22 protein-coding genes are annotated in these 23,964 nt (G+C 65.0%); 8 read left to right on the top strand and 14 right to left on the bottom strand.

All coding sequences use genetic code 11. The features are described 5' to 3' along the window. Positions 1 to 138: 138 nt before the first annotated feature. Both proS and ACXAED_RS15015 read right to left on the bottom strand, forming a co-directional pair. Complete coding sequence (gene proS / locus ACXAED_RS15020; protein ID WP_475051055.1) at positions 139 to 1,497, bottom strand: proline--tRNA ligase; 1,359 nt, start codon at positions 1,495 to 1,497, stop codon at positions 139 to 141. Positions 1,498 to 1,668: 171 nt separating this feature from the next. Beyond that, positions 1,669 to 3,270 carry a BCCT family transporter gene (locus tag ACXAED_RS15015; RefSeq protein WP_475051053.1) on the bottom strand — a complete coding sequence of 534 codons (1,602 nt, stop codon included), beginning with the start codon at positions 3,268 to 3,270 and terminating at the stop codon, positions 1,669 to 1,671. 287 nt (positions 3,271 to 3,557) lie between these two features. Between ACXAED_RS15015 and ACXAED_RS15010 the strand changes: the two genes are divergently transcribed. The 5 genes from ACXAED_RS15010 (at position 3,558) to ACXAED_RS14990 (ending at position 9,625) form a co-directional block, all read left to right on the top strand. Further along, a complete protein-coding gene (locus ACXAED_RS15010; protein ID WP_475051051.1) occupies positions 3,558 to 4,922 on the top strand; it encodes an FAD-dependent oxidoreductase in 1,365 nt (454 codons plus the stop codon). Continuing rightward, positions 4,919 to 5,896, top strand: a complete 978-nt coding sequence (locus ACXAED_RS15005; RefSeq protein WP_475051049.1) for an isopenicillin N synthase family dioxygenase — start codon at positions 4,919 to 4,921, stop codon at positions 5,894 to 5,896. The genes ACXAED_RS15010 and ACXAED_RS15005 overlap by 4 nt, the downstream gene beginning before the upstream one ends. Before the next feature lie 315 nt (positions 5,897 to 6,211). After that, the gene (locus ACXAED_RS15000; protein WP_475053124.1) at positions 6,212 to 7,285 is read left to right on the top strand and encodes an AI-2E family transporter; all 1,074 of its coding nucleotides are present in this window, start codon (positions 6,212 to 6,214) and stop codon (positions 7,283 to 7,285) included. A 5-nt stretch (positions 7,286 to 7,290) separates the two neighbouring features. Further along, a complete protein-coding gene (locus ACXAED_RS14995; RefSeq protein WP_421053891.1) occupies positions 7,291 to 7,998 on the top strand; it encodes an HdaA/DnaA family protein in 708 nt (235 codons plus the stop codon). 52 nt (positions 7,999 to 8,050) lie between these two features. Then, positions 8,051 to 9,625: a Ppx/GppA family phosphatase gene (locus tag ACXAED_RS14990; RefSeq protein WP_475051047.1), complete on the top strand. Its 1,575-nt coding sequence runs from the start codon at positions 8,051 to 8,053 to the stop codon at positions 9,623 to 9,625. A gap of 15 nt (positions 9,626 to 9,640) precedes the next feature. Here the strand turns inward: ACXAED_RS14990 and ACXAED_RS14985 are convergent, their stop codons facing one another. Beyond that, the gene (locus ACXAED_RS14985; protein WP_141890694.1) at positions 9,641 to 10,021 is read right to left on the bottom strand and encodes a hypothetical protein; all 381 of its coding nucleotides are present in this window, start codon (positions 10,019 to 10,021) and stop codon (positions 9,641 to 9,643) included. A 185-nt stretch (positions 10,022 to 10,206) separates the two neighbouring features. Here ACXAED_RS14985 and ACXAED_RS14980 point away from each other — a divergent pair, with 185 nt between their 5' ends. Further along, complete coding sequence (locus tag ACXAED_RS14980) at positions 10,207 to 11,256, top strand: hypothetical protein (RefSeq protein ID WP_475051045.1); 1,050 nt, start codon at positions 10,207 to 10,209, stop codon at positions 11,254 to 11,256. Positions 11,257 to 11,310: 54 nt separating this feature from the next. Here the strand turns inward: ACXAED_RS14980 and ACXAED_RS14975 are convergent, their stop codons facing one another. The 7 genes from ACXAED_RS14975 to ACXAED_RS14945 all read right to left on the bottom strand — a co-directional run bounded on the left by ACXAED_RS14975 (position 11,311) and on the right by ACXAED_RS14945 (position 18,033). Next, on the bottom strand, positions 11,311 to 12,306 hold the full coding sequence (locus ACXAED_RS14975) for an endonuclease/exonuclease/phosphatase family protein (protein WP_475051043.1): 996 nt from the start codon (positions 12,304 to 12,306) through the stop codon (positions 11,311 to 11,313). Further along, positions 12,287 to 12,985 (bottom strand): TerB family tellurite resistance protein, encoded by a 699-nt coding sequence (locus tag ACXAED_RS14970; protein ID WP_475051042.1) that lies wholly within the window; start codon positions 12,983 to 12,985, stop codon positions 12,287 to 12,289. The genes ACXAED_RS14975 and ACXAED_RS14970 overlap by 20 nt, the downstream gene beginning before the upstream one ends. A 10-nt stretch (positions 12,986 to 12,995) precedes the next feature. Further along, positions 12,996 to 13,517 (bottom strand): N-acetyltransferase family protein, encoded by a 522-nt coding sequence (locus ACXAED_RS14965; protein ID WP_475051040.1) that lies wholly within the window; start codon positions 13,515 to 13,517, stop codon positions 12,996 to 12,998. Then, positions 13,514 to 14,122 (bottom strand): VOC family protein, encoded by a 609-nt coding sequence (locus ACXAED_RS14960; protein ID WP_475051038.1) that lies wholly within the window; start codon positions 14,120 to 14,122, stop codon positions 13,514 to 13,516. The genes ACXAED_RS14965 and ACXAED_RS14960 overlap by 4 nt, the downstream gene beginning before the upstream one ends. 101 nt (positions 14,123 to 14,223) lie before the next feature. Beyond that, positions 14,224 to 14,712 (bottom strand): MAPEG family protein, encoded by a 489-nt coding sequence (locus tag ACXAED_RS14955; RefSeq protein ID WP_475051036.1) that lies wholly within the window; start codon positions 14,710 to 14,712, stop codon positions 14,224 to 14,226. A 293-nt stretch (positions 14,713 to 15,005) separates the two neighbouring features. Beyond that, on the bottom strand, positions 15,006 to 17,135 hold the full coding sequence (scpA, locus tag ACXAED_RS14950; RefSeq protein WP_475051035.1) for a methylmalonyl-CoA mutase: 2,130 nt from the start codon (positions 17,133 to 17,135) through the stop codon (positions 15,006 to 15,008). Next, the gene (locus ACXAED_RS14945) at positions 17,101 to 18,033 is read right to left on the bottom strand and encodes a hypothetical protein (RefSeq protein WP_475051033.1); all 933 of its coding nucleotides are present in this window, start codon (positions 18,031 to 18,033) and stop codon (positions 17,101 to 17,103) included. The genes scpA and ACXAED_RS14945 overlap by 35 nt, the downstream gene beginning before the upstream one ends. 177 nt (positions 18,034 to 18,210) lie before the next feature. Between ACXAED_RS14945 and ACXAED_RS14940 the strand changes: the two genes are divergently transcribed. Further along, positions 18,211 to 18,645, top strand: a complete 435-nt coding sequence (locus tag ACXAED_RS14940; protein ID WP_475051032.1) for a DUF4174 domain-containing protein — start codon at positions 18,211 to 18,213, stop codon at positions 18,643 to 18,645. Positions 18,646 to 18,664: 19 nt separating this feature from the next. Here the strand turns inward: ACXAED_RS14940 and ACXAED_RS14935 are convergent, their stop codons facing one another. The 3 genes from ACXAED_RS14935 to ACXAED_RS14925 all read right to left on the bottom strand — a co-directional run bounded on the left by ACXAED_RS14935 (position 18,665) and on the right by ACXAED_RS14925 (position 21,693). Beyond that, positions 18,665 to 19,168, bottom strand: a complete 504-nt coding sequence (locus ACXAED_RS14935) for a hypothetical protein (protein WP_475051031.1) — start codon at positions 19,166 to 19,168, stop codon at positions 18,665 to 18,667. Between the two features lie 147 nt (positions 19,169 to 19,315). Next, positions 19,316 to 21,361, bottom strand: coding sequence for an acetyl-CoA carboxylase biotin carboxylase subunit (locus tag ACXAED_RS14930; RefSeq protein ID WP_475051029.1), 2,046 nt, complete (start codon positions 21,359 to 21,361; stop codon positions 19,316 to 19,318). Between the two features lie 128 nt (positions 21,362 to 21,489). Continuing rightward, positions 21,490 to 21,693 carry a hypothetical protein gene (locus ACXAED_RS14925; protein WP_008555836.1) on the bottom strand — a complete coding sequence of 68 codons (204 nt, stop codon included), beginning with the start codon at positions 21,691 to 21,693 and terminating at the stop codon, positions 21,490 to 21,492. A gap of 677 nt (positions 21,694 to 22,370) precedes the next feature. Here ACXAED_RS14925 and ACXAED_RS14920 point away from each other — a divergent pair. Continuing rightward, positions 22,371 to 23,513 carry a DcaP family trimeric outer membrane transporter gene (locus tag ACXAED_RS14920; protein WP_475051027.1) on the top strand — a complete coding sequence of 381 codons (1,143 nt, stop codon included), beginning with the start codon at positions 22,371 to 22,373 and terminating at the stop codon, positions 23,511 to 23,513. Positions 23,514 to 23,599: 86 nt separating this feature from the next. Here the strand turns inward: ACXAED_RS14920 and ACXAED_RS14915 are convergent, their stop codons facing one another. After that, the gene (locus ACXAED_RS14915; RefSeq protein ID WP_475051025.1) at positions 23,600 to 23,944 is read right to left on the bottom strand and encodes a hypothetical protein; all 345 of its coding nucleotides are present in this window, start codon (positions 23,942 to 23,944) and stop codon (positions 23,600 to 23,602) included. Between the last annotated feature and the right edge of the window lie 20 nt (positions 23,945 to 23,964).

The raw sequence follows: 23,964 nt of genomic DNA, 5'->3' as shown, positions 1-23,964 counted from the left end.
CTGCATAACGCGCGGGGTCAAGGTGCGGTTGCATATCCGCCGGTAATCCGCCTGCTGCGGGCCGCGCCGCAAGCCGCAAAAAAAAGGGAGCGTTGCCGCTCCCCTTTCCAAAATCGTTCAGCCGGTTCCCCGCGCTGCTCAGAACCCGCGGCCGGTGCGGTGTTTCTCGTAGATGGCAACCACCTTCTTCACCGCCTCTTCCGGGCTCAGCTCTTCGCTCTCGCCGGTGCGGCGCGAGGTCAGCTCCACCACGCCGTTCTTCAGGCCGCGCGGGCCGACGGTGATGCGCCAGGGCAGACCGATCAGGTCCATGGTGGCAAACTTGCCGCCCGCACGCTCGTTGCGGTCATCGTACAGCGGATCCAGCCCGGCTGCGGTAAGCGCCGCGTAAAGCTGGTTGCAGGCTGCATCGGCTTCGTCGTCGCCCTGCTTGAGGTTGACGATACCGCAATGGAACGGGGTCACGCCCTCGGGCCAGATGATGCCCTTGTCGTCATGGCTGGCCTCGATGATCGCGCCCAGGAGACGCGACACGCCAATGCCGTGAGAGCCCATGTGAACCGGCACGTTCTGGCCATCCGCGGTCTGCACCGTGGCGCCCAGCGCTTCGGAATACTTGGTGCCGAAGTAGAAGATCTGACCGACTTCGATGCCGCGGGCAAAACGGCGGCGCTCTTCGGGAACCTGCTCCTGGAACACCACCTCGTCGTGGGTCTCGTCGGTGCGGGCGTATTTGGAGGTGAATTCCTCCAGCACCGCCTGGCACTGCTCAACGCTGTCATAATCGATCTCGCGGTCGCCGAAGGTGAGGTCGGTCACTGCAAAGTCATAGAACACCTCGGACTCGCCGGTTTCGGCCAGCACCAGGAATTCATGGGTGTAGTCGCCGCCGATCGGGCCGCCGTCCGCGCGCATCGGGATCGCCTGCAGGCCCATCCGCTCATAGGTGCGCAGGTAGCTGACCAGGTGGCGGTTGTAGGCGTGCAGCGCGTCTTCCTTGGAAAGATCGAAGTTGTAGCCGTCCTTCATGTAGAACTCACGCCCCCGCATCACGCCAAAGCGCGGGCGGATCTCGTCGCGGAACTTCCACTGCACCTGGTACATGGTCAGCGGCAGGTCCTTGTAGGAGCTGACATGGGCGCGGAAGATGTCGGTGATCATCTCCTCGTTGGTGGGGCCGAACAGCATGTCGCGGTCGTGGCGGTCCTTGATGCGCAGCATTTCCTGGCCGTAGTCGTCGTAGCGGCCCGACTCGCGCCACAGGTCGGCGGGCTGCATGGTGGCCATCAGCATCGGGATGTGGCCCGCGCGGATCTGCTCGTCATGGACGATGCTTTCGATCTTCTTCAGCACCTTGAAGCCGAGCGGCAGCCAGGAATAGATCCCGGCGGAGGATTGCTTGATCATCCCGGCGCGCAGCATCAGCCGGTGGCTGACGATCTGGGCTTCCGAGGGGTTCTCTTTCAGAACCGGCAGAAAATAGCGGGACAGGCGCATCTTGGCTCCATCGGTGATGTGGGTTCGAGTTCCCGCCCGGTTTAGTGGGTGATGGGGATGCGGGCAAGGGCGGAGGTGGGCTTGCCGCTGCCGCTGCGCGCCAGCTCCCGAAAATGAAAACCGCGGGCACCGGAACGCCCGCGGCAATTTCAAACGGTCTTCTGCGGCGACTTACATCTTCGCCCGCTCAGCCCGCAGCGCCAGCCACAGGCAGTAGCACATCGTCAGCACCACCAGTGTGAACGGGATACCGGTTGAGACCGCCGCGCCCTGCAGCGCCGACAGCCCGCCGCCGAGCAAGAGCGCGATGGCCACCAGACCCTCCAGCGTGCACCAGAACACCCGCTGGATCACCGGCGCGTCCATCTTGCCGCCTGCGGTGATGGTGTCGATCACCAGCGAGCCGGAGTCCGATGACGTCACGAAGAAGATCACGATCAGCACCAGCGAGACCGGCGCCACGATTGAGTACAAAGGCAGCTCCTTCAGGAAGCCGAACAGCGCGCCCTCGGGCTTGTAGCTGTCGATCACCGTCGCTTTGACGCCCTCGGCGCCGCCGGCGTTCAGCATGTCGATGGCGCCGCCGCCAAAGGTCGACATCCACAGCGCGCAGACCGCTGTAGGCGCGATCAGCGCGCACAGCACGAATTCGCGCACCGTGCGGCCCTTGGAGATGCGGGCGATGAACATGCCGACAAAGGGCGACCAGGCGATCCACCAGGCCCAGTAGAAGGTGGTCCAGCCGTGGAAGTAGCTGGTGTCCTCGCGCCCGAACGGGTTTGAAAGCGCCGGCAGCAGCTGAACATAGTCCACCATCACGCTGAAATAGCGCGCAATTGCGGTGCCGATGCCGGTCACAAGGATCACAAAGATAAACAGACCGACCGCCATCACCATGTTGATTTCCGACAGCCGTTTCACGCCCGCGTCCATGCCCAGCAGAACCGAGCCCAGCGCGATCGCAGTGATGCCGATGATCAGCAGCACGACAACCGTCGGAGTCGGCTCGATCCCGAACACCTCATAAAGGCCGGCCGCGACCTGCTGCGCGCCAAGGCCCAGCGAGGTGGTCAGGCCGAACAGGGTGGCAAACACTGCCAGCGTGTCGATGGCGTGGCCCCACCAGCCCCAGACCCGTTCACCCAGCAGCGGATAAAACGCCGAGCGCAGGGTCAGCGGCAGGTCGAGGTTGTAACAGAAGATCGCCAGCGACAGGCCAACCGCGGCGTAGACCGCCCAGCCCTCCAGCCCCCAGTGGTGAATGGTGCCGACAATGCCGATGTATTCATTTCCCGGCTCATTGATGTCGATCCCCAAGGGCCGTGCGGCTCCGCCTTCGGAGAAGTTGTAGTAGACAGGCTCAAGCACGCCGAAGAACAGCAGGCCGATGCCGATGCCGGCCGCGAACATCATCGCAATCCACCCGGCATAGGAATAGTCCGGCTTGGCATCCTTGCCGCCGATCCGGACAGAGCCGACAGGCAGGACGATCAGTGCCAGGCAGAACAGGGTTATGGCATCCACCGACAAGACCAGAAACCAGTCGAAGGTGCTTGTCAGCCACGGCCGCAGCCAGCCGAAGAAGGCCGCTGCCGCCTCCTGGTTGGCAAGCGCGATCAGCACGAAAGCGGCAATCAGGATACTGGAAATCAGGAAGACAGGATTGTGGATATCCAAGCCAAGCGGCCGGATGTTGTCCTGTCCCAGCTCATACTCAGTCTCGAAGTCCCAGACTCTCGGGTCGGGATCGAGCATTTTCTTTGTCTCTGGCATGTTTCCTCCCTAAAACTCGCTAAAAGCCCGCCAAGTGTCGCATCAAACGCGAAAATCTCCTAATTTGCGTGTCTTCCCGCTGTTTTGCGGGGGCTGGCTGCGGAAGTTTCCAGCGCTGCAACCTGCCGGAACCCGGCAAAGACCCCGCTATTTGCGGCATTTGCAGACTCCTGTCGTTTTTGCGGCATCGGGGCGCAAAAGAACTTGAATCGTCATTCAAGATTCGAAAGTGTTAGCGGAAACGCCCCGGACAGACCGGGGCGCACTGAGTCCGTGGGGAGAGAGACGTGACCAAAACCATCCATGAGCCGGCGCGGGAGATCCCGGTCATCCATGAAACAGACGTGCTGGTCGTCGGCTCCGGCCCCGGCGGGCTGGCGGCGGCCTTGGCGGCAGCGCGGGCGGGGGTGGAGGTCACCCTGCTGGACCGGTTCGGCTGCTTTGGCGGCAATATCACCACCGTGGGTGTCGAGGGCTTTGCCTGGTACCGGCACGAGGAGACAGTGGAGGCCGGCGGCATCGGCTGGGAGTTCGAGGAGCGCGCCAAGGCGATGGGCGCCGCGGTGCCGGAGAGCCAGTCGCTGAGCTATGAGCTGGACAGCGAGGGCTTCAAGCTGGTCGCCGACAAGCTGGTCGAAGAGGCCGGCATCCACCCGATGCTGCACCGGGTGTTCGTGGCCCCGATCCGCGAGGGCAGCCGCATCACCGGCGTCATCGTGGAATCCAAGGCAGGCCGCGAGGCGGTGCTGGCGAAACGGGTGATCGACGCCACCGGCGATGCTGACATTGCCCATATGATGGGCGCGCCTTGCGTGAAAACCCCGGTGGAGCAGATGCAGGCGGCCAGCGTGATGTTCCACATTGCGGGCGTCGACAAGCAGAAGTTCATGGAGGGCGTGAAGGCCGATCCGCAAACCTATGCCAACTGGTCGACCGGCGAATGGCAGGTGGAGACCTCCGGCAAGGAGGATGAGATGTTCTCCCCCTTCCTGGCCAAGCCGTTCTCCCAGGCGATCCGCGACGGGGTGATCCCGGCGCATCTAAACACCATCGGCGGCACCTGGGGCGCGGTGCATGACTTAGGTGAGATGACCTATATGAACCTGGTGCATCTGGCGGGCATCGACGGCACCGACCCCGACAGCATGACCAAGGGCGAGATCGAGGGGCGCAAGCAGGCGATGCATGCCATTGATGCGCTGCGCGCCTACACCCCGGGCTGCGAGGGCGCACGGCTGCGCAACTTCGGCATGACCATCGGCATCCGCGACACCCGCAAGATCGACGCGCATCACAACATCACCGAGGATGAGACCCGCAACCAGGGCCGCTTCGAGGACACCATCGGCATCTACCCGGAGTTCATCGACGGCTACGGCGTGCTTATCCTGCCGACCACCGGGCGCTATATGCAAATCCCCTACCGGTCGATGCTGCCCAAGGGCGTTCAGGGCCTGCTGGTCACCGGCCGCGCTATCGGCGGTGACAAGATCGCCCATGCCGCCACCCGCAACATGGCCTGCTGCGCTGTTGCGGGACAAGGCGCAGGCATCGCCGCGGCGCTGTCAGTGAAATCAGGCTGCGAGTTCGACGCGGTGAATATCACCGAGGTGCAGGCGGAGCTGAAACGCCAGGGGGTGCGGATCCATTGACGCAGGCCATCCCCACCATCGACATCACACCGCTGCGGGAGGCCGGCCATCCGCAGCGGCAGCAAACCGTCGCAGCCATTCTGGCGGCGGCTGAGGATATCGGGTTCCTGTCGATCACCGGCACCGGCCTGGCGCAGGAGACGGTGGAGGCGGTGCGGGAGTCGGTCCGGGCGATCTTTGCCGTGGATGAGAAATCCAAATGGGATCAGGCAATTACGCGGGAGAATTACCGCGGCTATATCCCGATGGGGTTCTTCACGCCGAACGACGGCTCGGGCACGGCGGACAAATACGAGGGCTACAAGCTGCATCATGAGGTGGCGGCGGATGATCCCATCCGCGCCGCCTGCCCGCTTTACGGCCCCAACCGCTGGCCCGCGGAGGTGCCGGAAGCGCGCGATGTGATCCTCGGCTACTGGGCGCAGCTGGACGGCGTGTTCCACCTGCTGCTGGGCGCCCTGGCAGAGGGGCTGGGGCTGGACCCGGCGGCGTTTCAGAAGCCGTTCGAGACGCCCCTCACCAACATGTCGCTGCTGCACTACCCGCCGCAAGCGCCGGAGGAGGAAGGCTTTGGCATCCACCCGCATAAGGACACCGACGCGCTGACCATCATCGCGCCGGACCCTGTGGGGGGCCTCGAGGTGCAGACCCGCGACAGCGGCTGGATCACACCGGACTGCCCGCCCGGCGGTTTTGTGGTCAATATTGGCGACATGCTGGAGCTGTGGTCCGGCGGGCGGCTGGTCTCCACCCCGCACCGGGTGGTGAACAAATCCGGGCGGGAGCGCTACTCCTTTCCCTATTTCGCGGTGCCCCGCCATGACGTGGTGGTGCAACCGCTGCTGCCGCCGGTCGAAGGCTTTGACCGCCCCGCGGTGCATTGCGGCCACTGGTCGGCAGAGATCTGGCGCACCAACTGGCCGGATGAGGACGCGGGTGCGGACACCCCGGAGCTGGGGACCCTTCACAGCTAACCGCCCGCCCGGCCGGCAGGCCGGGCAGCGCCCGCCCCTCCCCCACGGGGAGGGCGCTTTCAGCACCCGCCCCGAGGCTCGGGCGCTGCCCTATGTGCTTTGCTGCTGATCGTACCGGATCAACAGGCAGATCCTCGGCCCAGGCGGCGCCCCGCTCCAGAAGGAGAACATTTCCTTAACTTGCCCCCGGCCTTTTCCGCCTTATCCCCGCCTTGCCCACAGGGGAATCGCCCGCGCCCCTTGCAAGCCCCTGCCCCTTCAGGAAAGACTGGCGCAAAGATCCTGATGCAACGGACCAAGGACGGCACGCGGACCATGGCGCTTTCAGCAAAACAGCAGTTCAGATACTGGGGCATCGCCGCCATTGCCTTTGCGGTCGTCATGTGGGCGCTTGGCAACGTGCTGATGCCCTTCGTGCTGGGCGCCGCCATCGCTTATCTGATCGACCCGCTTGCCGACCGGCTGGAGGCCTGGGGCATGAGCCGTACCGGCGCCACCGCCACTATCACCGTGGGCGCGCTGCTGATCTTCCTCTTGCTGCTGGTGCTGGTGCTGCCGACACTGATTTCGCAGATGATCGACCTGGCGCAGGTGCTGCCGCAGCTGCTGCGCGATGCCCGCGCCTTTGCCGCCGAGCATTTCCCCTCCCTGTTCGAGGAAAACAGCCGCATTCACCAGGCGGTGACCTCCTTTGTGCAGACGCTGCAGTCGCGGGCTATGGAAGTGGTGCAATCGGTGCTGGGCGGCGCGGCTTCCTTCTTTAACATCGTGATCCTGCTGGTGATCGTGCCGGTGGTGGCGGTCTATCTGCTGCTCGACTGGGACCGGATGGTTGCCCGCATTGACGAGCTCTTGCCGCGCGACCACCAGCCGGTGATCCGCCGTTTGGCCAGTGAAATCGACGCGGCGCTGGCGTCCTTTATCCGCGGCATGGGCACCGTCTGCCTGATCCTTGGCACCTACTATGCCGTCGCGCTGATGCTGGTGGGGCTGAACTTCGGCCTCGCCGTCGGCTTCATCGCCGGGCTGATCACCTTCATCCCCTATCTTGGCGCACTCATTGGCGGCGCGCTGGCGATCGGGCTCGCGCTGTTCCAGTTCTGGGGTGATTGGGTTTCGATCGGGCTGGTGGCGCTGATCTTTGCCATCGGCCAGGTAGTCGAAGGCAACTTCCTGACACCCAAGCTGGTGGGCAACTCGGTCGGGCTGCACCCGGTTTGGCTCCTGCTGGCGCTGTCGGTCTTCGGCGCCCTGTTCGGCTTTGTCGGGATGCTGGTCGCGGTGCCCGTCGCCGCCGCGCTGGGGGTCGTCGCCCGCTTTGTGACGGAGCGGTACCTGGACAGCCGCCTGTATCAGGGCCAAGGCCACCGGGACGCGGGATCGGAATAAACCAGATGGCACAGCAGCTGAGCTTTGATCTCCCGGCGAAACCTGCGCTGGGGCGGGATGATTTCTTTGTGGCGCCCTCCAACGCGATGGCGGTGGCACTTCTGGACCCCGGCTTTGCCTGGCCCAGCGGCAAGCTGGTGCTGACCGGGCCCAAGGGCTCTGGCAAGACCCATCTGGCGCATGTTTGGGCCAGCCAGACCGGCGCCCGCATCATCCCCGCGGCCAAGCTGACAGCCGAGGCGGTGCCGGAGCTGGCGCACGGCCCCATCGCGGTGGAGGACGTGCCGCAGATCGCCGGCGATGCAGAACGGCAGAACGCCCTGTTCCACCTGCACAACCTGGTGCTGGCGCAGGGGCATTCGCTGGTGATGACCGGCCAGGGCGCGCCGAACCTGTGGGGGCTGACCCTGCCCGACCTGCAAAGCCGGGTGCAAGCCGCCACCCATGCTGAGCTTCAGCCGCCGGACGACCAGCTGCTGGCGGTGGTGCTGGCCAAGCTGTTCAACGACCGCCAGATCACCCCCAAACCGGATGTGATTCCCTATCTGGTGGCGCATATGAACCGCTCCTTTGCTGCGGCGGCGCAGATCGTGCGGCGGCTGGACCACCTGTCGCTGGCCGAAAAACGCAGCCTGTCCCGCCCCCTGGCGGTGCGGGCGCTGTCGGAGATCCGCGAAGAGGCAACGGAAAATGACGCATCCGCAAGCGGTTGACCCCTGCCCGCCCTTGCACCATCCTGACCGCGGATTGCAAGACGGAGCCCTCATGAACGTGACCCAGGACCCCGCCGACGCCAGTACCGATTGGGGCCCCTTCGGGCGTCCGATCTTTCACGACCCCGGTGCCCGGGCGCTGTCCCGGGTGGGGGTTGTCGATGTGGGCTCCAACTCGGTCCGCCTGGTGGTGTTCGACGGCGCCGCCCGCAGCCCCGCCTATTTCTACAACGAAAAAATCATGTGCGCGCTTGGCGCGGGCCTGTCGGAATCGGGCCGCCTGAACCCCGAGGGCCGCGCGCGCGCCCTGTCGGCGCTGCACCGGTTCCAGTACCTGGCCAAGGGCATGGGTCTGCCGCCCTTGTCCGCCGTGGCGACCGCCGCGGTGCGCGATGCCGAGGACGGGCCGGAATTCTGCGAGGAAGTGCTGCGCCAGACCGGCCTCAAGATCCACGTCATTGACGGGCGCGAAGAGGCGCGGCTGTCGGCGCAGGGCGTGCTCTTGGGCTGGCCCGGCGCCTATGGGCTGGTCTGCGATATCGGCGGCTCCTCGATGGAGCTGGCGGAGATCCAGGAAAACACCGTGGGCCGCCGGGTGACCTCGCCGCTGGGGCCGCTCAAGCTGCGCGACGTCAAGGGCGGGCGCAAGGGCCGCAAGGAATACATCAAGACTGTTATCGAGCAGCTGAAGGAAGAGATGGGCACCCAGCGCGACCGGCTGTTCCTGGTCGGCGGCAGCTGGCGCGCCATTGCCCGTATCGACATGCACCGGCGCGGCTATCCGCTGAAGGTGCTGCATGAATACCGGATGTCGGCCAAGGACGTGCGCGAGACCGCGCGCTATATCGAAACCCGTGACCTGGACAAGCTGCGCGACGCCTGCGGGGTCTCCTCCAGCCGGATGTCGCTGGTGCCTTACGCCATCGACGTGCTGACCCGGCTGATCAAAACCTTCAAGCCCAAGGACATCGCGGTGTCCAGCTATGGCATCCGTGAGGGTTTGCTGTACGAACAGATGCCGCAGCGGCTGCGCGCCCGCGATCCGCTGGTCGAGGCGTCGCGCTTTGCTGAGATGAAGGACGCCCGCGTCCCCGGCTTCGGCAAGACGCTTTATGATTTCGTGAGCCCCCTGTTCGCCAATGCCCGGCACAGCAAGCGGCGGCTGGTCAAGGCGGCCTGCCTGCTGCATGACGTCAGCTGGCGCGCCCATCCCGACTACCGCGCCGAGGTCTGTTTCGACAACGCCACCCGCGCCAACCTGGGCGGGCTCAAGCATTCGGAGCGGGTGTTCCTGGGGCTGGCGCTGCTGCACCGCTACAGCAACAAGCGGCGCGGCAGCAGTTTCGAATACCTCTATCACCTGCTGGACGAGAAGGGGCAGCACGAGGCCGAAGTCCTGGGCAAGGCGATGCGCTTCGGGGCCATGCTGATGGTCACCGGCAACGGCAACATCGGTTCCTTGCGCTGGCAGCCGCGCAAGCGGGTGCTGCATGTGGAGCTGCCGGATGCGGCGCGGCCGCTTTACGGAGAGGTCGCCGAGGCCCGGCTGCAATCGCTGGGTAAGGCGCTGGAGGCGGAGATTGACCTGAAATTCAGCAAGCCCGCCCCGCCGCCGGAGACGGAATAACCCAGGCGGAGGGCGTCAGATCTCGGTCACGCCTTCCTCTTCGGCGGTTTCCTTGTCGGCGGGCGCGTTGTCCTTGGGCTTTTTGCGGATGATGATATCGCCGTTGGGCAGGATCTCGGGCATCTCATAGACGCTCCAATCCTCCACCTCCTTGGCGATTTCCGCCAGCGCGGGGCCCATTTCAGCCAGGAACGCGCCCATCGCCGGGCCGATCTCCTCCATCATGCCCTGCAGGTCTTCCAGTGCCGGCGCCATCTCCTGGCGCAGGCCCTCCCAGAACAGCTCCGCCCCGCGCTCCATCAGCGAGGGGCCGCTGTCCTCCCCTTCCGCCTCCTGGGCGGCAAGCGGGCTGGAGATGAGGGCAATCAGGGCGGCGGGCAGAAGGATCTGTTTCATGGGGCTAATATAGGGGCACCCGCGCTGCGCGAACAGAGGGGGTGGAAAATGGTGCCGGGCCGGGTGTGTCTTCGGCCCGTAGACACTCAGAGCACTTTGCCGCTGGCACAACCTTATAGATATTAAGCCACAACAAATTAGTGTATTCTGATCTGGTATGTTAATTTGTACAAGGAGACCACTTCATGCGCTCCCTTTGGGTTTCCCTATTAACTTTGGTCCTCGCCGTTTCCCCTGCTGCGGTTCAAGCAAGTGAACTAGCCGAGGCACTGACAAAGCTTCGGGCGTCCTTCGCGCGCACGGCTTTTTCGCATTTCAAGGCCATGCCTCTGCACCTCCGGTACGATGTGGAAGTTGGTGAAGTCATCCGCATCCAGGATGAACAGCGGCTGTTTGAAAGCGCCAAATGCTACCCGGGACTTGAGATTGAAGAAGACACCACAACGGAATCCGTATCCGTTTCGCTGTCGCGGAAATCGGCGGTTGCCTTGGGTCTTGGGGGAAGCGCAAGCGTTTACGGCATCCCCGCTTCCGCCGAGGCTCAGTTCAACAGGAATGTTCGCAGAAGCGTCCAGTCGGTACTGGTGAGAACGTCCCTGGCTTACCCGATGGCCGGTGCAATCGAATTGGTGTCCCCTACAGGGGACAGTCCTGACTGCGAGGCGCTTTTTCCGCCTGCCAGTATTCCGATGGGCCCCGGACTGCTGGTGTCGTCCGTCTTCACCGGCAAACTGATCACGCAGCAGGCAGTCGACAGCGACATTGCAGCCGGGATTGAGGCCAGCGCCAAGCTGACACCCAGAGGGCTGCCGGTGGAAGTTACTGGCGATGTGGATGCGAGCACCAGCACAACATCCGTCATCGCCCATCTGCGCCCGGAAGGCACTATCGCTGTGCAGTCCGCCTTTATCAGCCGCCGCGCCCTGATGGACTATTATGCGCTGGCTCAGAATAATCTGGAGACCTGGGCGGAACTGGAAGCGCTGATCGAAAGCTATATTTCGGGCGAAGAGCCTGGACTGCTGGCAGACGTTAAAAAAGAAATCTGGTCGCTATGGGAAAAACTCGACCAGCCTGAAGAGAGCCTCACCCAGTACAGGGAACGGCTTTTTGCGTCAGAAGATGCAGATTTTGTGGAGAAGGCCGCAGACTTGGATGTTCCTGAAGAAGCCTGGGATCGTATCGGAGACGTTGCGGCGGCTGAAGTGATCGTCACGACAACCATCGCTGAATAAGTATTTTTTGGCGGCGGCATGGCCGGGGATTATGGCCCGCCCGGGTCCCCGCCATCACTCCAGCGCGATATCCAGCGTCACCGGGAAGTGGTCGGAAGCCTTGAGCAGCGCGTCGCGCAGGTCCTCGTCGGCGTAGCATTCCGCATCGTCGAACGGGTGCCAGATCCGCCACTGCGGGCTAAACCTCATCAGGCTGTGCGAGATCATCACATAGTCCAGCAGCGCCGGGAAATAGCGTTTGGTGTCAGGGTTGTAAAACCGCGAGGTGCTGGGCAGCGAGGTGGCGCGCGGCTGCAGCAGGGATTGCGCGTTGGGGTCGTTCAGCAGATCGCCCAGGACGATCTCGATCGAGGACTGGCCGAAGTGCTTTTCATAGTCGTCAGCGCCGGGGCCGTCGTTGAGGTCGCCCAGAACGATCACGTGCTCGCCCGCGGCCACATGCTCCGCCACCCGCCGGTGCAGCCAGTTCGCCTGCGCCAGCTGCTTGCGCTGGTTGGCGATGGACAGCGCGGTGATCTCCTCCGGCCCGTTGGCCCCATGCGGCGCCTTGGACTTCAGATGCGCCCCGATCATCCGCAGCGCGGTGCCGCCACGGGTGGTGACAGCCAGCTCCAGCGGCGGTTTTGAGAACGCAACCGTGTCCCGCTGGTCATCCACGTCGAGGTCGATCTCGAACACGCCGTTGAACTGCGGCGCTGCCGCACTGGCGCGGGCGTCATGTACCGCGTCCAGCATGTCCGGGTCATAGAGCAGCGCGATTTCCTGGTGGGTGTCGTTGGCAAAGCCGCTGACCGCCTCGCGCGCGCGCAGGCCCGCCTCTGCGGCAAAGGCCTCCAGCGCGCGGGTGGTCCGTTGGGTACGGCCCGTGTTGGGCGCCTCGATCACCATGACGGCATCGGCGTCCAGCCGGCGCAGCACATGAGCAATCGCCCGGCCCTGGGTGTAGCGGTCAACCCCGTGGACACCGGACGGCTTGCCGTCCAGCATCAACCGGTCGTTCTTGTCGAACAGGTAGGCGAACCACTCGATATTATACGTGGCCAGCCGCATTGCCGCCGCACCCGCTGATCTCATCCCAGGCGCGGTTGATGTCGATCATCCGCTTTTCCGCCAGCCGCACAGCCTCCTCCGGCACCCCGCGGGCGATCATCGCGTCCGGGTGGGTGTCGCGCACCAGCTTGCGCCAGTGCTTGCGGATGTCTTCCTTGCTCATCTCCGGGGAGACCCCCAGCACCGTATAGGGGTCCTTGGGCGCATCCGGCACGAACCGCGCCCGCAGCGCCTGGAACTGCTGCGGACTCTGGCCGAAGATGCGGCTCACCTCTTCCAGGAATTCGTTCTCGCCGGGGTGATAGAAACCGTCCGCCATGGCAATGTGAAACAGCCCCTCCATCAGGTCGCACAGGGTGGTCGGATCGTCGGCGAACATCTTCTGGATGCGGCGGGCATATTCCTGGTAGCCGGCCACGTCGGTGCGGGCCATGTTAAAGACCCGCGCGGCGCCGGTCTCATCATCCTGGGCGATCTGGAACACCTCGCGGAAGGCGGTGACCTCGTCGCGCGTGACCTGCCCGTCCGCCTTGGCCATCTTGGCGCCAAGCGCGATGACGGCAATGGCAAAGGCCACTGTGCGTTCGGGCGGCGCGCGCAGGCGGTCGAACACCTCCGCCAGGCCTTCGCCTGCGGCAAGCGCGGCCAGCGCGTCGGATATGCGGGTCCAAAGTGACATGGGGCTCAGCCTATCCGGGTTTAGCAGCACTGTCAGGGGCGGGAATGCCCGGCGTCAGGATTTTCTGCATAAAAACAGTGTCCAGCCAGAGGCCGTTCTTGCAGCCGAGCTCCGGCATCCGGGCGGTTTCCGCATACCCCAAGGCGGCATGAAAGGCGATGGCTGCGGGGTTGGCGCTGCTGACGCTGGCGATCAGAACGTGCAGGCCCGCCTCCCTGGCCTTGGCCTCCAGCGCCTGCATCAGCGCCCGGCCTGCCCCCTTACCCTGCGCGGACGGCAGCAGGTGAACGGTATGCTCCGCCGTGAAGCGGTAGCCGGGGCCGGAGCGGAACGGGAAGAAATGCGCGTGGCCGAGGATCTCTCCGTCCTGCTCCGCCACCAGGTAGCTGCCGCTGGCGGCGGCGATCTGCTGGCGCACCTGGTCCGGGGTCTTCTCGATGGTGTTGAAGGTGGCCAGCGTGTCGCGGATCACCCAGTTGGCGATGGTGCAGACGGCTTCGGCGTCAGCGGCGGTTGCGGGGCGGATGATCATCTGAGCTGCCTTTTTCCATGCGGGGTCTCGAACTCCGCCATCATTGCGGGCGCGCCCTGCTCTACCTTGACGCGCGGGTCGTCAAGAATCCGGTTCAGCGCCGCCCGCAAATCTGCGGCCTCCGGGTGGCTGAGGATGAGCCGGGTAAGGCGGCAGCCCGATTGCGGCAGTTTGCCCGCGGGCGGCTCTGCCTGCCATTGCAGGACCGCGGGGAACAGGTTGTCATAGGGCAAAAGCCCGTCCGCGGGCACCGTCATCAGCCAGCGCAGATCCCCGCGCTGCATCGCCACATGGCGCTGCGCATGGGGCGGCAGCAAGGATTTCTCCGTCTCGAGGTCTTCGGCCCGCAGGATCCAGTTGCTGAGCCTGGCGGGGCCGTTGAGGCGGTCGAGGTTGAACCAGCGCGGCCGCTCCTGCGGCTGGGCCTCCGGGTCGATGGCAATGGCCTCCAGATACAGCCCGTCCTCCAGCCCGATCAGCCGGTTATGGGTGCCATAGCGGAGATGGCTGCCGCCGGGGCCAAGCGCGACGCCCAGAGCTTCCTCCACATGCGCCGCGGCCTCCGCCAGCGTTTCGCCCGCCACGGCCAAATGATCGAGTATCATATGCGCTCTCCCCGGTTTGCGGGCAGAGACTAGCGGGACCGCGGCGGGGTGCAAGACGGGATTTGCACCCGGTGATCCGGCACGTAGCGGGCGGGATTGTTTCACATCCAAACCGCCACCGCCCAGACACCCGCAATCACCGTCGGGTAGAACGTCCCGGCAAACCCCAGCCCCCTGAGCGGTGGCGAGAGGTGATACCCGGCCCAGAACAGGACCCGCATCAGCGCAAACGACAGGCCAAGGGCGATCGCCACAGCGCCGCCCAGGGTGACGGCAGCGAAGGGCCAGACAGCCAGCGCCAGAACCAGCTGCTCCACCGTGTTGGCCAGCACCCGCTGGTCAATCTCTGCCGCGGAGCCGGGGGCGAAGGGGTCGCCGTCGATGACGGCGTCATCAAAGAACCGCCGCTGCGCCAGGCGGCCGATGATCAGCGCCAGCACCAGGCCGGGCGCGAGGAAGGCGCCGGGCAAGGCGATGGGGGCCGGGATATACGGCAGGCCCAGCCATTGCGGCAGGCCGGTGACCAGCACGCCCCAGAGGGCGCCAAGGGCCATGCCAGTGAGGATCTGAGGGCGTTTGGTTCGCAGCATGGCGCCACTCAACCACCGTGTTGCCGGTTTGCCAAGGCGCGCTGCAGTGGGGCCGGCAGAAAGCTGCGGCCCGCGGTATCACGTTATCGGGAGCAGGGCCTCCCGCCCGGCGCCGGGCTGTGCCTTTGGCACATCCGCGCCCGTTGGGCGCGGCATCGCGCGCCTTGCGGCGCGCGATGCCGGCAGCCAGCCTTCAGGCTGGCTGCCGGACCCAAAGCCGTCAAGGGGTTTGCCCGAAGGGCAGGCACCTGCGGGTGCGGGAGAGCCTCCCCTGCCCGGTAGGTGCCGTTTGCTTAAGCGCGGGCTTCGCGGATCAGGCGCAGGATGTCCTGGGCCGCTTCCGGGATGTTGGTGCCGGGGCCGAAGATCGCCTTGACGCCTTTGCTGTACAGGAACTCGTAATCCTGCTGCGGGATCACACCGCCGCAGATCACGATGATGTCCTCCGCGCCTTCCGCCTTCAGCGCCTCGACCAGCTGCGGCGCGAGGGTCTTGTGGCCCGCGGCCTGGCTGGAGATGCCGATCACATGGACGTCGTTGTCGATGGCGTCCTGGGCGGCCTCTGCCGGGGTCTGGAACAGCGGGCCCACGTCGACGTCGAAACCGATGTCGGCGAAGGCGGTCGCAATCACCTTGGCGCCGCGGTCGTGGCCGTCCTGGCCCATCTTGACCACCAGAAGGCGCGGGCGGCGGCCTTCTTCCTCGGCGAAATCCTCGATCGACTTCTGGATCGCGGCAAAGCCCTCGTCGCCCTCATAAGCCGCGCCATAGACGCCGGCCAGGGTTTTAACTTCCGCACGGTGGCGGCCGAATTCCTTTTCCATCGCCATGGAAATTTCTCCGACTGAGGCCCGCGCGCGGGCGGCTTCGACTGCGGCTTCAAGAAGGTTGCCCTCGCCTGATGCGGCGCGGCGGGTGAGTTCGTCGAGGGCGGCCTGGCAGGCGGCCTCGTCGCGGGTTTCGCGCATCTTTTGCAGACGTGCAATCTGCGCCTCGCGCACCGCGTGGTTGTCGACATCCAGAATGTCGATCGGGTCTTCCTTGTCCTTGCGGTACTTGTTGACGCCCACCACGACCTCTTCGCCGCGGTCGATCATAGCCTGGCGGCGGGCGGCGCTCTCTTCGATGCGCAGCTTGGGCATGCCGGACTCGACCGCCTTGGTCATGCCGCCCATCTCCTCGACCTCTTCCATCAGCGCCCAGGCTTTTTCGACCAGTTCGTTGGTGAGGCTTTCGATGTAGTAGGAGCCGGCCAGCGGGTCCACGACGTTGGTGACGCCGGTTTCCTCCTGCAGCACCAGCTGGGTGTTGCGGGCGATGCGGGCGGAGAAGTCGGTGGGCAGCGCGATGGCCTCATCCAGCGCGTTGGTGTGCAAGCTTTGGGTGCCGCCGAGCACCGCACTCATTGCCTCATAGGCGGTGCGGATCACGTTGTTGTAGGGGTCCTGCTCCTGCAGCGAGACGCCGGAGGTCTGGCAGTGGGTGCGCAGCATCTTGGAGCGTTCGGACTTGGCGCCGAATTCGGTCATCACCCGGTGCCACAGGGTGCGCGCCGCGCGCAGCTTGGCGATTTCCATGAAGAAGTTCATGCCGATCGCAAAGAAGAACGACAGGCGCCCTGCGAACTTGTCCACGTCCATGCCGGCATCCAGCGCCGCACGCACATATTCGCGCCCGTCCGCGATGGTATAGGCCAGCTCCTGCACCAGGTTCGCGCCGGCCTCCTGCATGTGGTAGCCGGAGATCGAGATGGAGTTGAACTTGGGCATCTCGTTCGAGGTGTATTCGATAATGTCCGAGATGATCCGCATCGAGGGTTTCGGCGGATAGATATAGGTGTTGCGGACCATGAACTCCTTGAGGATGTCGTTCTGGATGGTGCCCGCGAGCAGGGATTTGTCGTGGCCCTGCTCCTCGCCTGCGACGATAAAGGAGGCCAGAACCGGGATCACCGCGCCGTTCATGGTCATCGAGACCGAGACCTTGTCGAGCGGGATACCGTCGAACAGGATCTTCATGTCCTCGACGCTGTCGATGGCGACGCCTGCCTTGCCCACGTCCCCGACCACCCGGGGGTGGTCGCTGTCATAGCCGCGGTGGGTGGCGAGGTCGAAGGCCACCGAGACGCCCTGCTGGCCCGCGGCCAGGTTGCGGCGGTAGAAGGCGTTGGATTCCTCGGCGGTGGAGAAGCCCGCATACTGGCGGATGGTCCAGGGGCGGCCTGCGTACATCGTGGCCTTCACCCCGCGGGTGAAGGGGCCGAATCCGGGGAGCGTGCCCATGTGCGGCAGGCCCTTGGTGTCGTCTTCGGTATAGAGCGGCTTGACCTCGATGCCTTCCAGCGTCTGCCAGTTGAGGTCATCGACCGCCCGTCCGCGCAGCTCTTTCTCAGCCAGAGCCCGCCATTCGTCTTTGTTTGTCATCAGGTCTTCCTCTTGTCAGTGCGATACGGGGCGGGTTCGTGCCCGCCGCCTGTTTATCCGGGTCCTGTGCCAGCGCAGCGAGGCCGTCCGCCCCGCCCGCAAGCCACATCATGTCGTCGGCATAAGCCTCGCGCAGATATGCGGTCTGCGCGCCGTCGAAGGGGCGCCAGCGGCCTGTCCCTTCCGGCAGCTGGGCTGCTGCGGAGGACGGCAGGCTGGCGCGCAGGTCCTGCAGGCAGAGCGAGGCGTTCAGGCGCACCCGCGCGTGGGTGCGCGGCGCCTCAATGCCGGTGAGGGTCTCCAGCGCCGCCTCCGGCCGGGCGCCGAAGGTTTCAAACGGCAGCACCCGCAGGCGCACGCCGGGCATCGCGCAGGCAATATCGGTGATCACGTCGCGCCAGCTGCGGGGCGAATAGGCCAGCCGGTCGAGGCTGTTCGCCGTCGGCATCTTGTGGCCGCGCGCCACCGCATAAGCCAGCGCCGAGGTCCAGTAGCTGTCGAGGCTGCGGATGCTCAGCGCCACATCGGTCACCGCGCCGCCGAAAGCCTGGGCGAACCGCGCCATGCGTTCCCCGGCGCCGCTGTAGAGGTCGCCGAGGCGCAGGTTCTGGCGCACCGCTCCGATCATGTTTTCCTCGCTCACCAGCAGGTGGCGGATGCCCCGGTCGCGGCAGCCGGCCATCCGCATCTGCAGCCGCCCCTGAGCGCGTTGCACCGGATCGCGGCCCGTCACCGGCACCGGGCCCGGCTGAATGCCGTGAAACAGTCCGTTGCGTGTGCGGTACGGGCCCCAGAAGCTGACGCCCTGCTTGTTCAGCCCCTGGGCGTTCTGGCGCAGATATTCCTGAAAGGATGTTGTCGCGCAGCGGTGTGCGCCGGTATGAAGGATGACTTTCATCGTGTTACGGGACCTCTGCTGGAGGGCCGCAGGCCGCAGCCCGGTCAAGGGGAATTGCACAATCATGGCCGGCAACCCCTCATTATCCCGTTAACGATGATATTTTTTGCCCGTGTGCGGGTTTTCTCCGTCGCATTTGCCGCCGCCGCACATATATTCAACGGAACAGGAGAGATCATGAAAGCAATCCTATCCGTTGTTTTGGCAGGTTTTCTTCCGCTGGCGGCCGTCGCGGCCGATGGCAGCGCGCCTGAACTGATCCAGCCCGGGTACGATGGGGACCTGGAGGAATTCCAGTGGACGCACCGCCCGGTGGTGGTGTTTGCCGACAGCCCCGAGGACCCCCGGTACCATGAGCAGATCGAGCGGCTGATGCAGGGCGCCGAAGCCCTGCGCGAGCGCGATGTGGTGGTTCTGACCGATACCGATCCGGCGGCGCGTTCTGCCTTGCGCAAGAAGCTGCGGCCGCGCGGGTTCATGCTGGTTCTGGTGGGCAAGGACGGCGGCGTCAAGCTGCGGAAGCCGCACCCCTGGACGGTACGTGAGCTGTCGCGCACCATCGACAAGTTCCCGGAGCGCTTGCGCGAAGTGGAAGAACGGCGCGGCGGGTGAGCCTGGCTGCGCTGAACGTCTAGCCGTTGCCGCGGACGTAGATCAGCGCCATTGCCTGCTTGTCCAGCACCACCATCGCGCCGGTTTCCGGCACGAAGACAAGGCTGGAGGCGGGATTGCGGATCGCCTGGTAATAGACTGACTTGACCAGATCGGTCATGCAGCTGACCCCTGCCAGCCCCGAATTCAGCACCCCCAGCCCCTGCGGCAGGTCGCGGGACATGATGTCCTCTGTCACGGCGTTGGGGGATTTTCCGGAGACCGCAAACATCACCGGTTTGCCCGCCTCCAGCATCTTCATGCCGGTGTTGAGGGAGCGCGCGCGGTCCACCAGAGAGGTGATGCGCGGATATTCCGCCGTGTGAAACACCGCAGCGGTGCAGCTCATCGAGCTTTGGAAAAAGAACGTCTCCCCCAGCTCCACCCAGCCGGAGAGCCGGGCGCGCAGCGCCTCCTCCTCGTCCAGGGCACAAGCCGACAGGAGCGCCAGAGCGGTCAAAAGGCAGGTCAGAAGACGGATCATGCGGCACCTTGAGGTCGTCAAACGCCCTGAGTGTCGCGGAAATTCCTGAAGATTCGGTGCATGGCACCATGCGGTGCGGGGCAGGCACGGCAGCGGCGGCGGGAAAACCCGCCTGCCCGGCTGCATATATGCCTGCCCCGCGGTGCATTATTCGAATTCCATGATCACATCGTCGACCGCCAGGCTGTCGCCCGCGGCGGCGTTGATCTTGGACACCACGCCCTTGCGCTCGGCGCGCAGGATGTTTTCCATCTTCATCGCCTCGACGGTGCAGAGCGCCTGGCCCTCCTGGACCTCCTGCCCCACTTCGACATCGACCTTCACGATCAGGCCGGGCATCGGGCAGAGCAGCATCTTGGAGGTATCGGGTGCCACTTTCTCCGGCATCAGCTGGGCCAGCTCGGCCTGGCGCGGGGTGCGCACATGCACCTTGAGGTCGGCGCCGCGGGAGCGGATGCGGAAGCCCTGCGTCACCTTGCCGGTCTTCAGCACCAGAGTCTCGCCATTCACCTGCAGGGTGGCCAGCTGGTCGCCCGGCGTCCAGTCCGAGGTCACACGGTAGCTGCCGCCGCCCTCGAAATTGACGGTGGCGCCTTCGCGGTCGGCGTCGATCACCACGTTAAAGGACTGGCCCTGAAGGGTGACGACCCAATCAGTGCCGACCTTGCGCTCGTGGTTGTCCATCCGGCCGGACACGCGGGTGCGGCGGATTTCGGCAACCCGGTGCATTGCGGCGCAGGACGCCGCGATCTTGCGCAGGTCGTCGCTGTGCAGTTCGACCCCCTCGAAGCCCTCGGGATACTGCTCCTCGATGAAGGCGGTGGTCATCGAGCCCTCGATGAAGATCGGGTGGTCCATCACCGCAGACAGGAACGGCAGGTTGTGGCCGATGCCCTCTACCTCGAAGCTGTCGAGCGCGGTGCGCATGGCGCCGATGGCGTCCTCGCGGGTCGGCGCCCAGGTGCAGAGCTTGGCGATCATCGGGTCGTAGTACATCGAGATCTCGCCGCCCTCATAGACGCCGGTGTCGTTGCGCACGGCGGCTTCGCCTGCCGGCGCATCGCCCTGCCACTTGCCGTTTTCCAGCATCGGGCCTGCGGCGGTTTCCTGCGGCGGGCGGTAGCGGGTCAGGCGGCCGATGGACGGCAGGAAGCCGCGGTAGGGGTCCTCGGCATAAAGGCGGTTTTCAATCGCCCAGCCGGTGAGTTTCACGTCCTCCTGGCGCAGCGGCAGTTCCGCTCCGTCGGCGACGCGGATCATCTGCTCCACCAGGTCGACGCCGGTGATCAGTTCCGTCACCGGGTGCTCCACCTGCAGGCGGGTGTTCATTTCCAGGAAGTAGAAATTCTTGTCGCCGTCGACGATGAATTCCACGGTGCCTGCGGAGGAATAGCCCACCGCCTTGGCCAGCGCGACGGCCTGTTCGCCCATGGCTTTGCGGGTTTCTTCATCCAGGAACGGCGACGGGGCCTCTTCCACGACTTTCTGGTTGCGGCGCTGGATCGAGCATTCGCGCTCGCCCAGATAGATGCCGTTGCCGTGCTTGTCGCAGAGCACCTGGATTTCGATGTGGCGCGGCTGTGTCACGAACTTCTCGATGAAGATGCGGTCGTCGCCGAAGGAGTTCGCGGCCTCGTTCTTGGAGGACTGGAAGCCTTCGCGGGCTTCTTCGTCGTTCCAGGCGATCCGCATGCCCTTGCCGCCGCCGCCGGCGGAGGCCTTGATCATCACCGGGTAGCCGATCTCATTCGAAATCTTCACCGCCTCGTCGGCATCGGCAATCAGGCCCATGTAGCCGGGCACGGTGGAGACCCCGGCCTCCTGGGCGATCTTCTTGGAGGTGATCTTGTCCCCCATCGCCTCGATCGCGCCTTTCGGGGGGCCGACAAAGGCGACGCCTTCGGCCTCCAGCGCCTCGGCGAATTTGGAGTTTTCGGACAGGAAGCCATAGCCCGGATGCACCGCCTGCGCGCCGGTCTGGCGGATCGCGTCCATCACCTTGTCGATCACGATATAGGACTGGTTGGCCGGCGGCGGGCCGATGTGGACAGCCTCGTCGGCCATCTGCACATGCAGGGCCTGCTTGTCGGCGTCGGAGTAGATGGCAACGGTCTTGATGCCCATTTTCCGCGCGGTTTTGATCACGCGGCAGGCGATCTCGCCCCGGTTGGCGATCAGGATCTTATCAAACATAGGCAGTCCCTTGTTTCTTGGTATTCCGGAATGCAAAACGCCGCGCCCGGGGCAAGCCCAGGCACGGCGTCAGCGCGATAGGATGTGCAGCCCCGGCGGGGCCGCTTTTCAGAGCTGCGGCGGCAGCCTCAGCATTTGCGGGGGTTTTGTTCGCAGTAAACGAGGTTTGCGGCAACGCCGACCGCGGCGCCGGTGACCAGATTGGCGTCCAGCAGCGCAGCGCCTGCTGCGCCGGCGCCTGCGCCGTAAACGACCCGCTCGCCAGTGGTGTCGCCGCATGCTGCCGCCAAGCCGCACAGCGAGAGCGCTGCGATAAGAGATTTTGCCCGCATGTCCATGTTCCTTCTTCCGGGGACGTCAGTGTCCCTGCGGAATTTGCAGGCAGAACGGTCCGGTGCAACGGCGGAGAGACACGCCCCTTCACATGGGCGGAGGCTTGCCGCATCGGGGGGGGCGAATGGCAAGCTTCCGCCGCTGCCTGAAGGGGATAAAAGACGGGCAGGCCGCGGATGGGGTCGCGTACCTGCCCGTTCAGGCGAAGGGGCCGGAACAGATGCTCGGCACAGCAGCGTGGCTGCGCTGCTTAACTCACGATGCACGCCGCGGAGGCCGCTGTAAGCACAGGAAATGCGGGGCCGTTGATTTGGGCAGATTCCTGCTGAATCCCGCGGGCCGTGTGCAGATTCACGCCGACATAACGGTTGGCCCGGCGGCTGCTGGCGCGGCTGCGCAGCGGCGCTGTCACATAACCGTTACGGAGGCGGCGCGGATCAGAGCCAGCCCGGCCGCCGCTGCTGCGCCCGCGTGACCGGCGGGGGAATTGCGGCGCCAGGTTTTGCCGTGCAGCCAAAGGTTTGGCGGATGCGGTCACATCTGCGGGACCGCGCCGTGGGAATTGGTCACTTTTCCCGGCGCCCGCGGTCACGATCACTCCCTTGGATGTCATTTCCCCTTGTTTGCACCCCGTGAAAGCGTGGCCCGACACCACGCAAGGAGGAGGGATAACCCCATGATCAAGGTGCAAAAGGGGCGTTTCGCCCTGGCTGCCGCAGCGCTTGCCGGCAGCGCCGGGCTGGCGCAGGCAGACACGCAGTCCGAGCTGCAGGAGCTGCGCAACCGCGTCGAGGCCCTGGAGGCCGGTAACCAGCAGGTGACCGGCGCCCCCGGCGATTTCCGGCTGGGCAATACCGCGGTCGACATCTACGGCTATGCCAAGGCCGATTTCTATTACGACTTTGATTTCACTCAGGGCGATACTGCCTTTGTGAACAATATCGGTGAGCCGGCAAACGCCACCGGCGGCGAGTTCGGCGCCACCGTGCGCCAGTCGCGCCTGGGCATCCGCACCAGCACCGAGAGCGATATCGGCACCCTGCGCGGGCAGCTGGAATTCGACCTGTTCGCCTCGGGCGGCCGGTCCGAACTGCGGCTGCGCCACGCCAATATCCAGATCGGCGATCACTGGACCTTTGGCCAGACCTGGACCAACTTCATGCCGTTGGGCCAGTACCCTGCCAGCGTGGAGTTCAACGGCCCTGTCGGCATCGCCTTTGCCCGCGTGCCGCAGATCCGCTACAGCAACAGCTTTGGCGGCGGCTTCGATTACAGCCTGTCGCTGGAGGAAAACAGCTCCTCGTCCAGCGATCCGGTGTTCACCGCGGCCGCGCAATACAGCAACGACCTGTTCACCGCGCGGATTGCCGGGCTGACCGGCACCATCGAGAGCGGCGGCGTTGAAGCGGATCAGACCGGCGTCACCCTGTCCGGCGCGGTCACCCCCTGGGAAGGCGGACTGTTTCAGGCCACTTACGTCGACGGTGAAGCCCTTGGACCGCTGCTGATCGGGGTTGGCGATGCCATTGTTGGCGGTCAGGCCAATGACGTGGAGGGTTACACCCTCGAGTTCCGCCAGGACATCGGCGAGAAATGGAATGTCGGCATCGGCTACGGGCGCGAGGACTACGACCTGCCGACCTCGACCGGCACACTGTCCTTTACCGAGCTGGAGACCATTCACGTCAATGCGTTCTTCAACCCGACCGACAATCTGACGCTGAGCGCCGAGTACATCTTTGGCGAGCGCAACGACACTGTCTCCGGCAGCACCTTTGACGGAGACCGGGTCCAGCTGGCGGTGCAGCTGGACTTCTGAGCGGCGGCCTGCCCCGCAGCACCGTCCCCTGCCCCGCAAGGAAACTTGCGGGGTTCCCGGGGTGCTATGCGTGCGGGGCGCCCGCATCAGCTGAACGCCTCCGGGAAAGAGGCACGGGCCACGGCTTCGTCAATGACCAGCAGTGCCTCATAGCTTTCGGGATCGAAGGGTTCTTCGGCCGGGATCACCTCGCGGCCGAACAGCCAGCTAAGACGGCCGGCATCAAGGTTGCCGCGTTCAAATGGCTGGTCGCCGAATTGCTCCCACAGCGCCTGCATGAACGTCTGGTCGACGCGTTTGTCGACGTTCTTGCGGTCGCGGAAGCGCTCGCGCCGGATCAGCGGCGTGGCCCCCTTGGGGTTGGGGCGGCGGATGGTGAATTGGAAATCAGTACCGGGCATACGGCCCGGGAACCCGCGGTGTTTCAGCATTTGGGTGCCTCCGGTCCGGC

It is taken from the genome of Leisingera sp. ABM4_103 (genome assembly GCF_056158685.1).
This window is presented reverse-complemented; position numbering and strand designations above follow the sequence as displayed.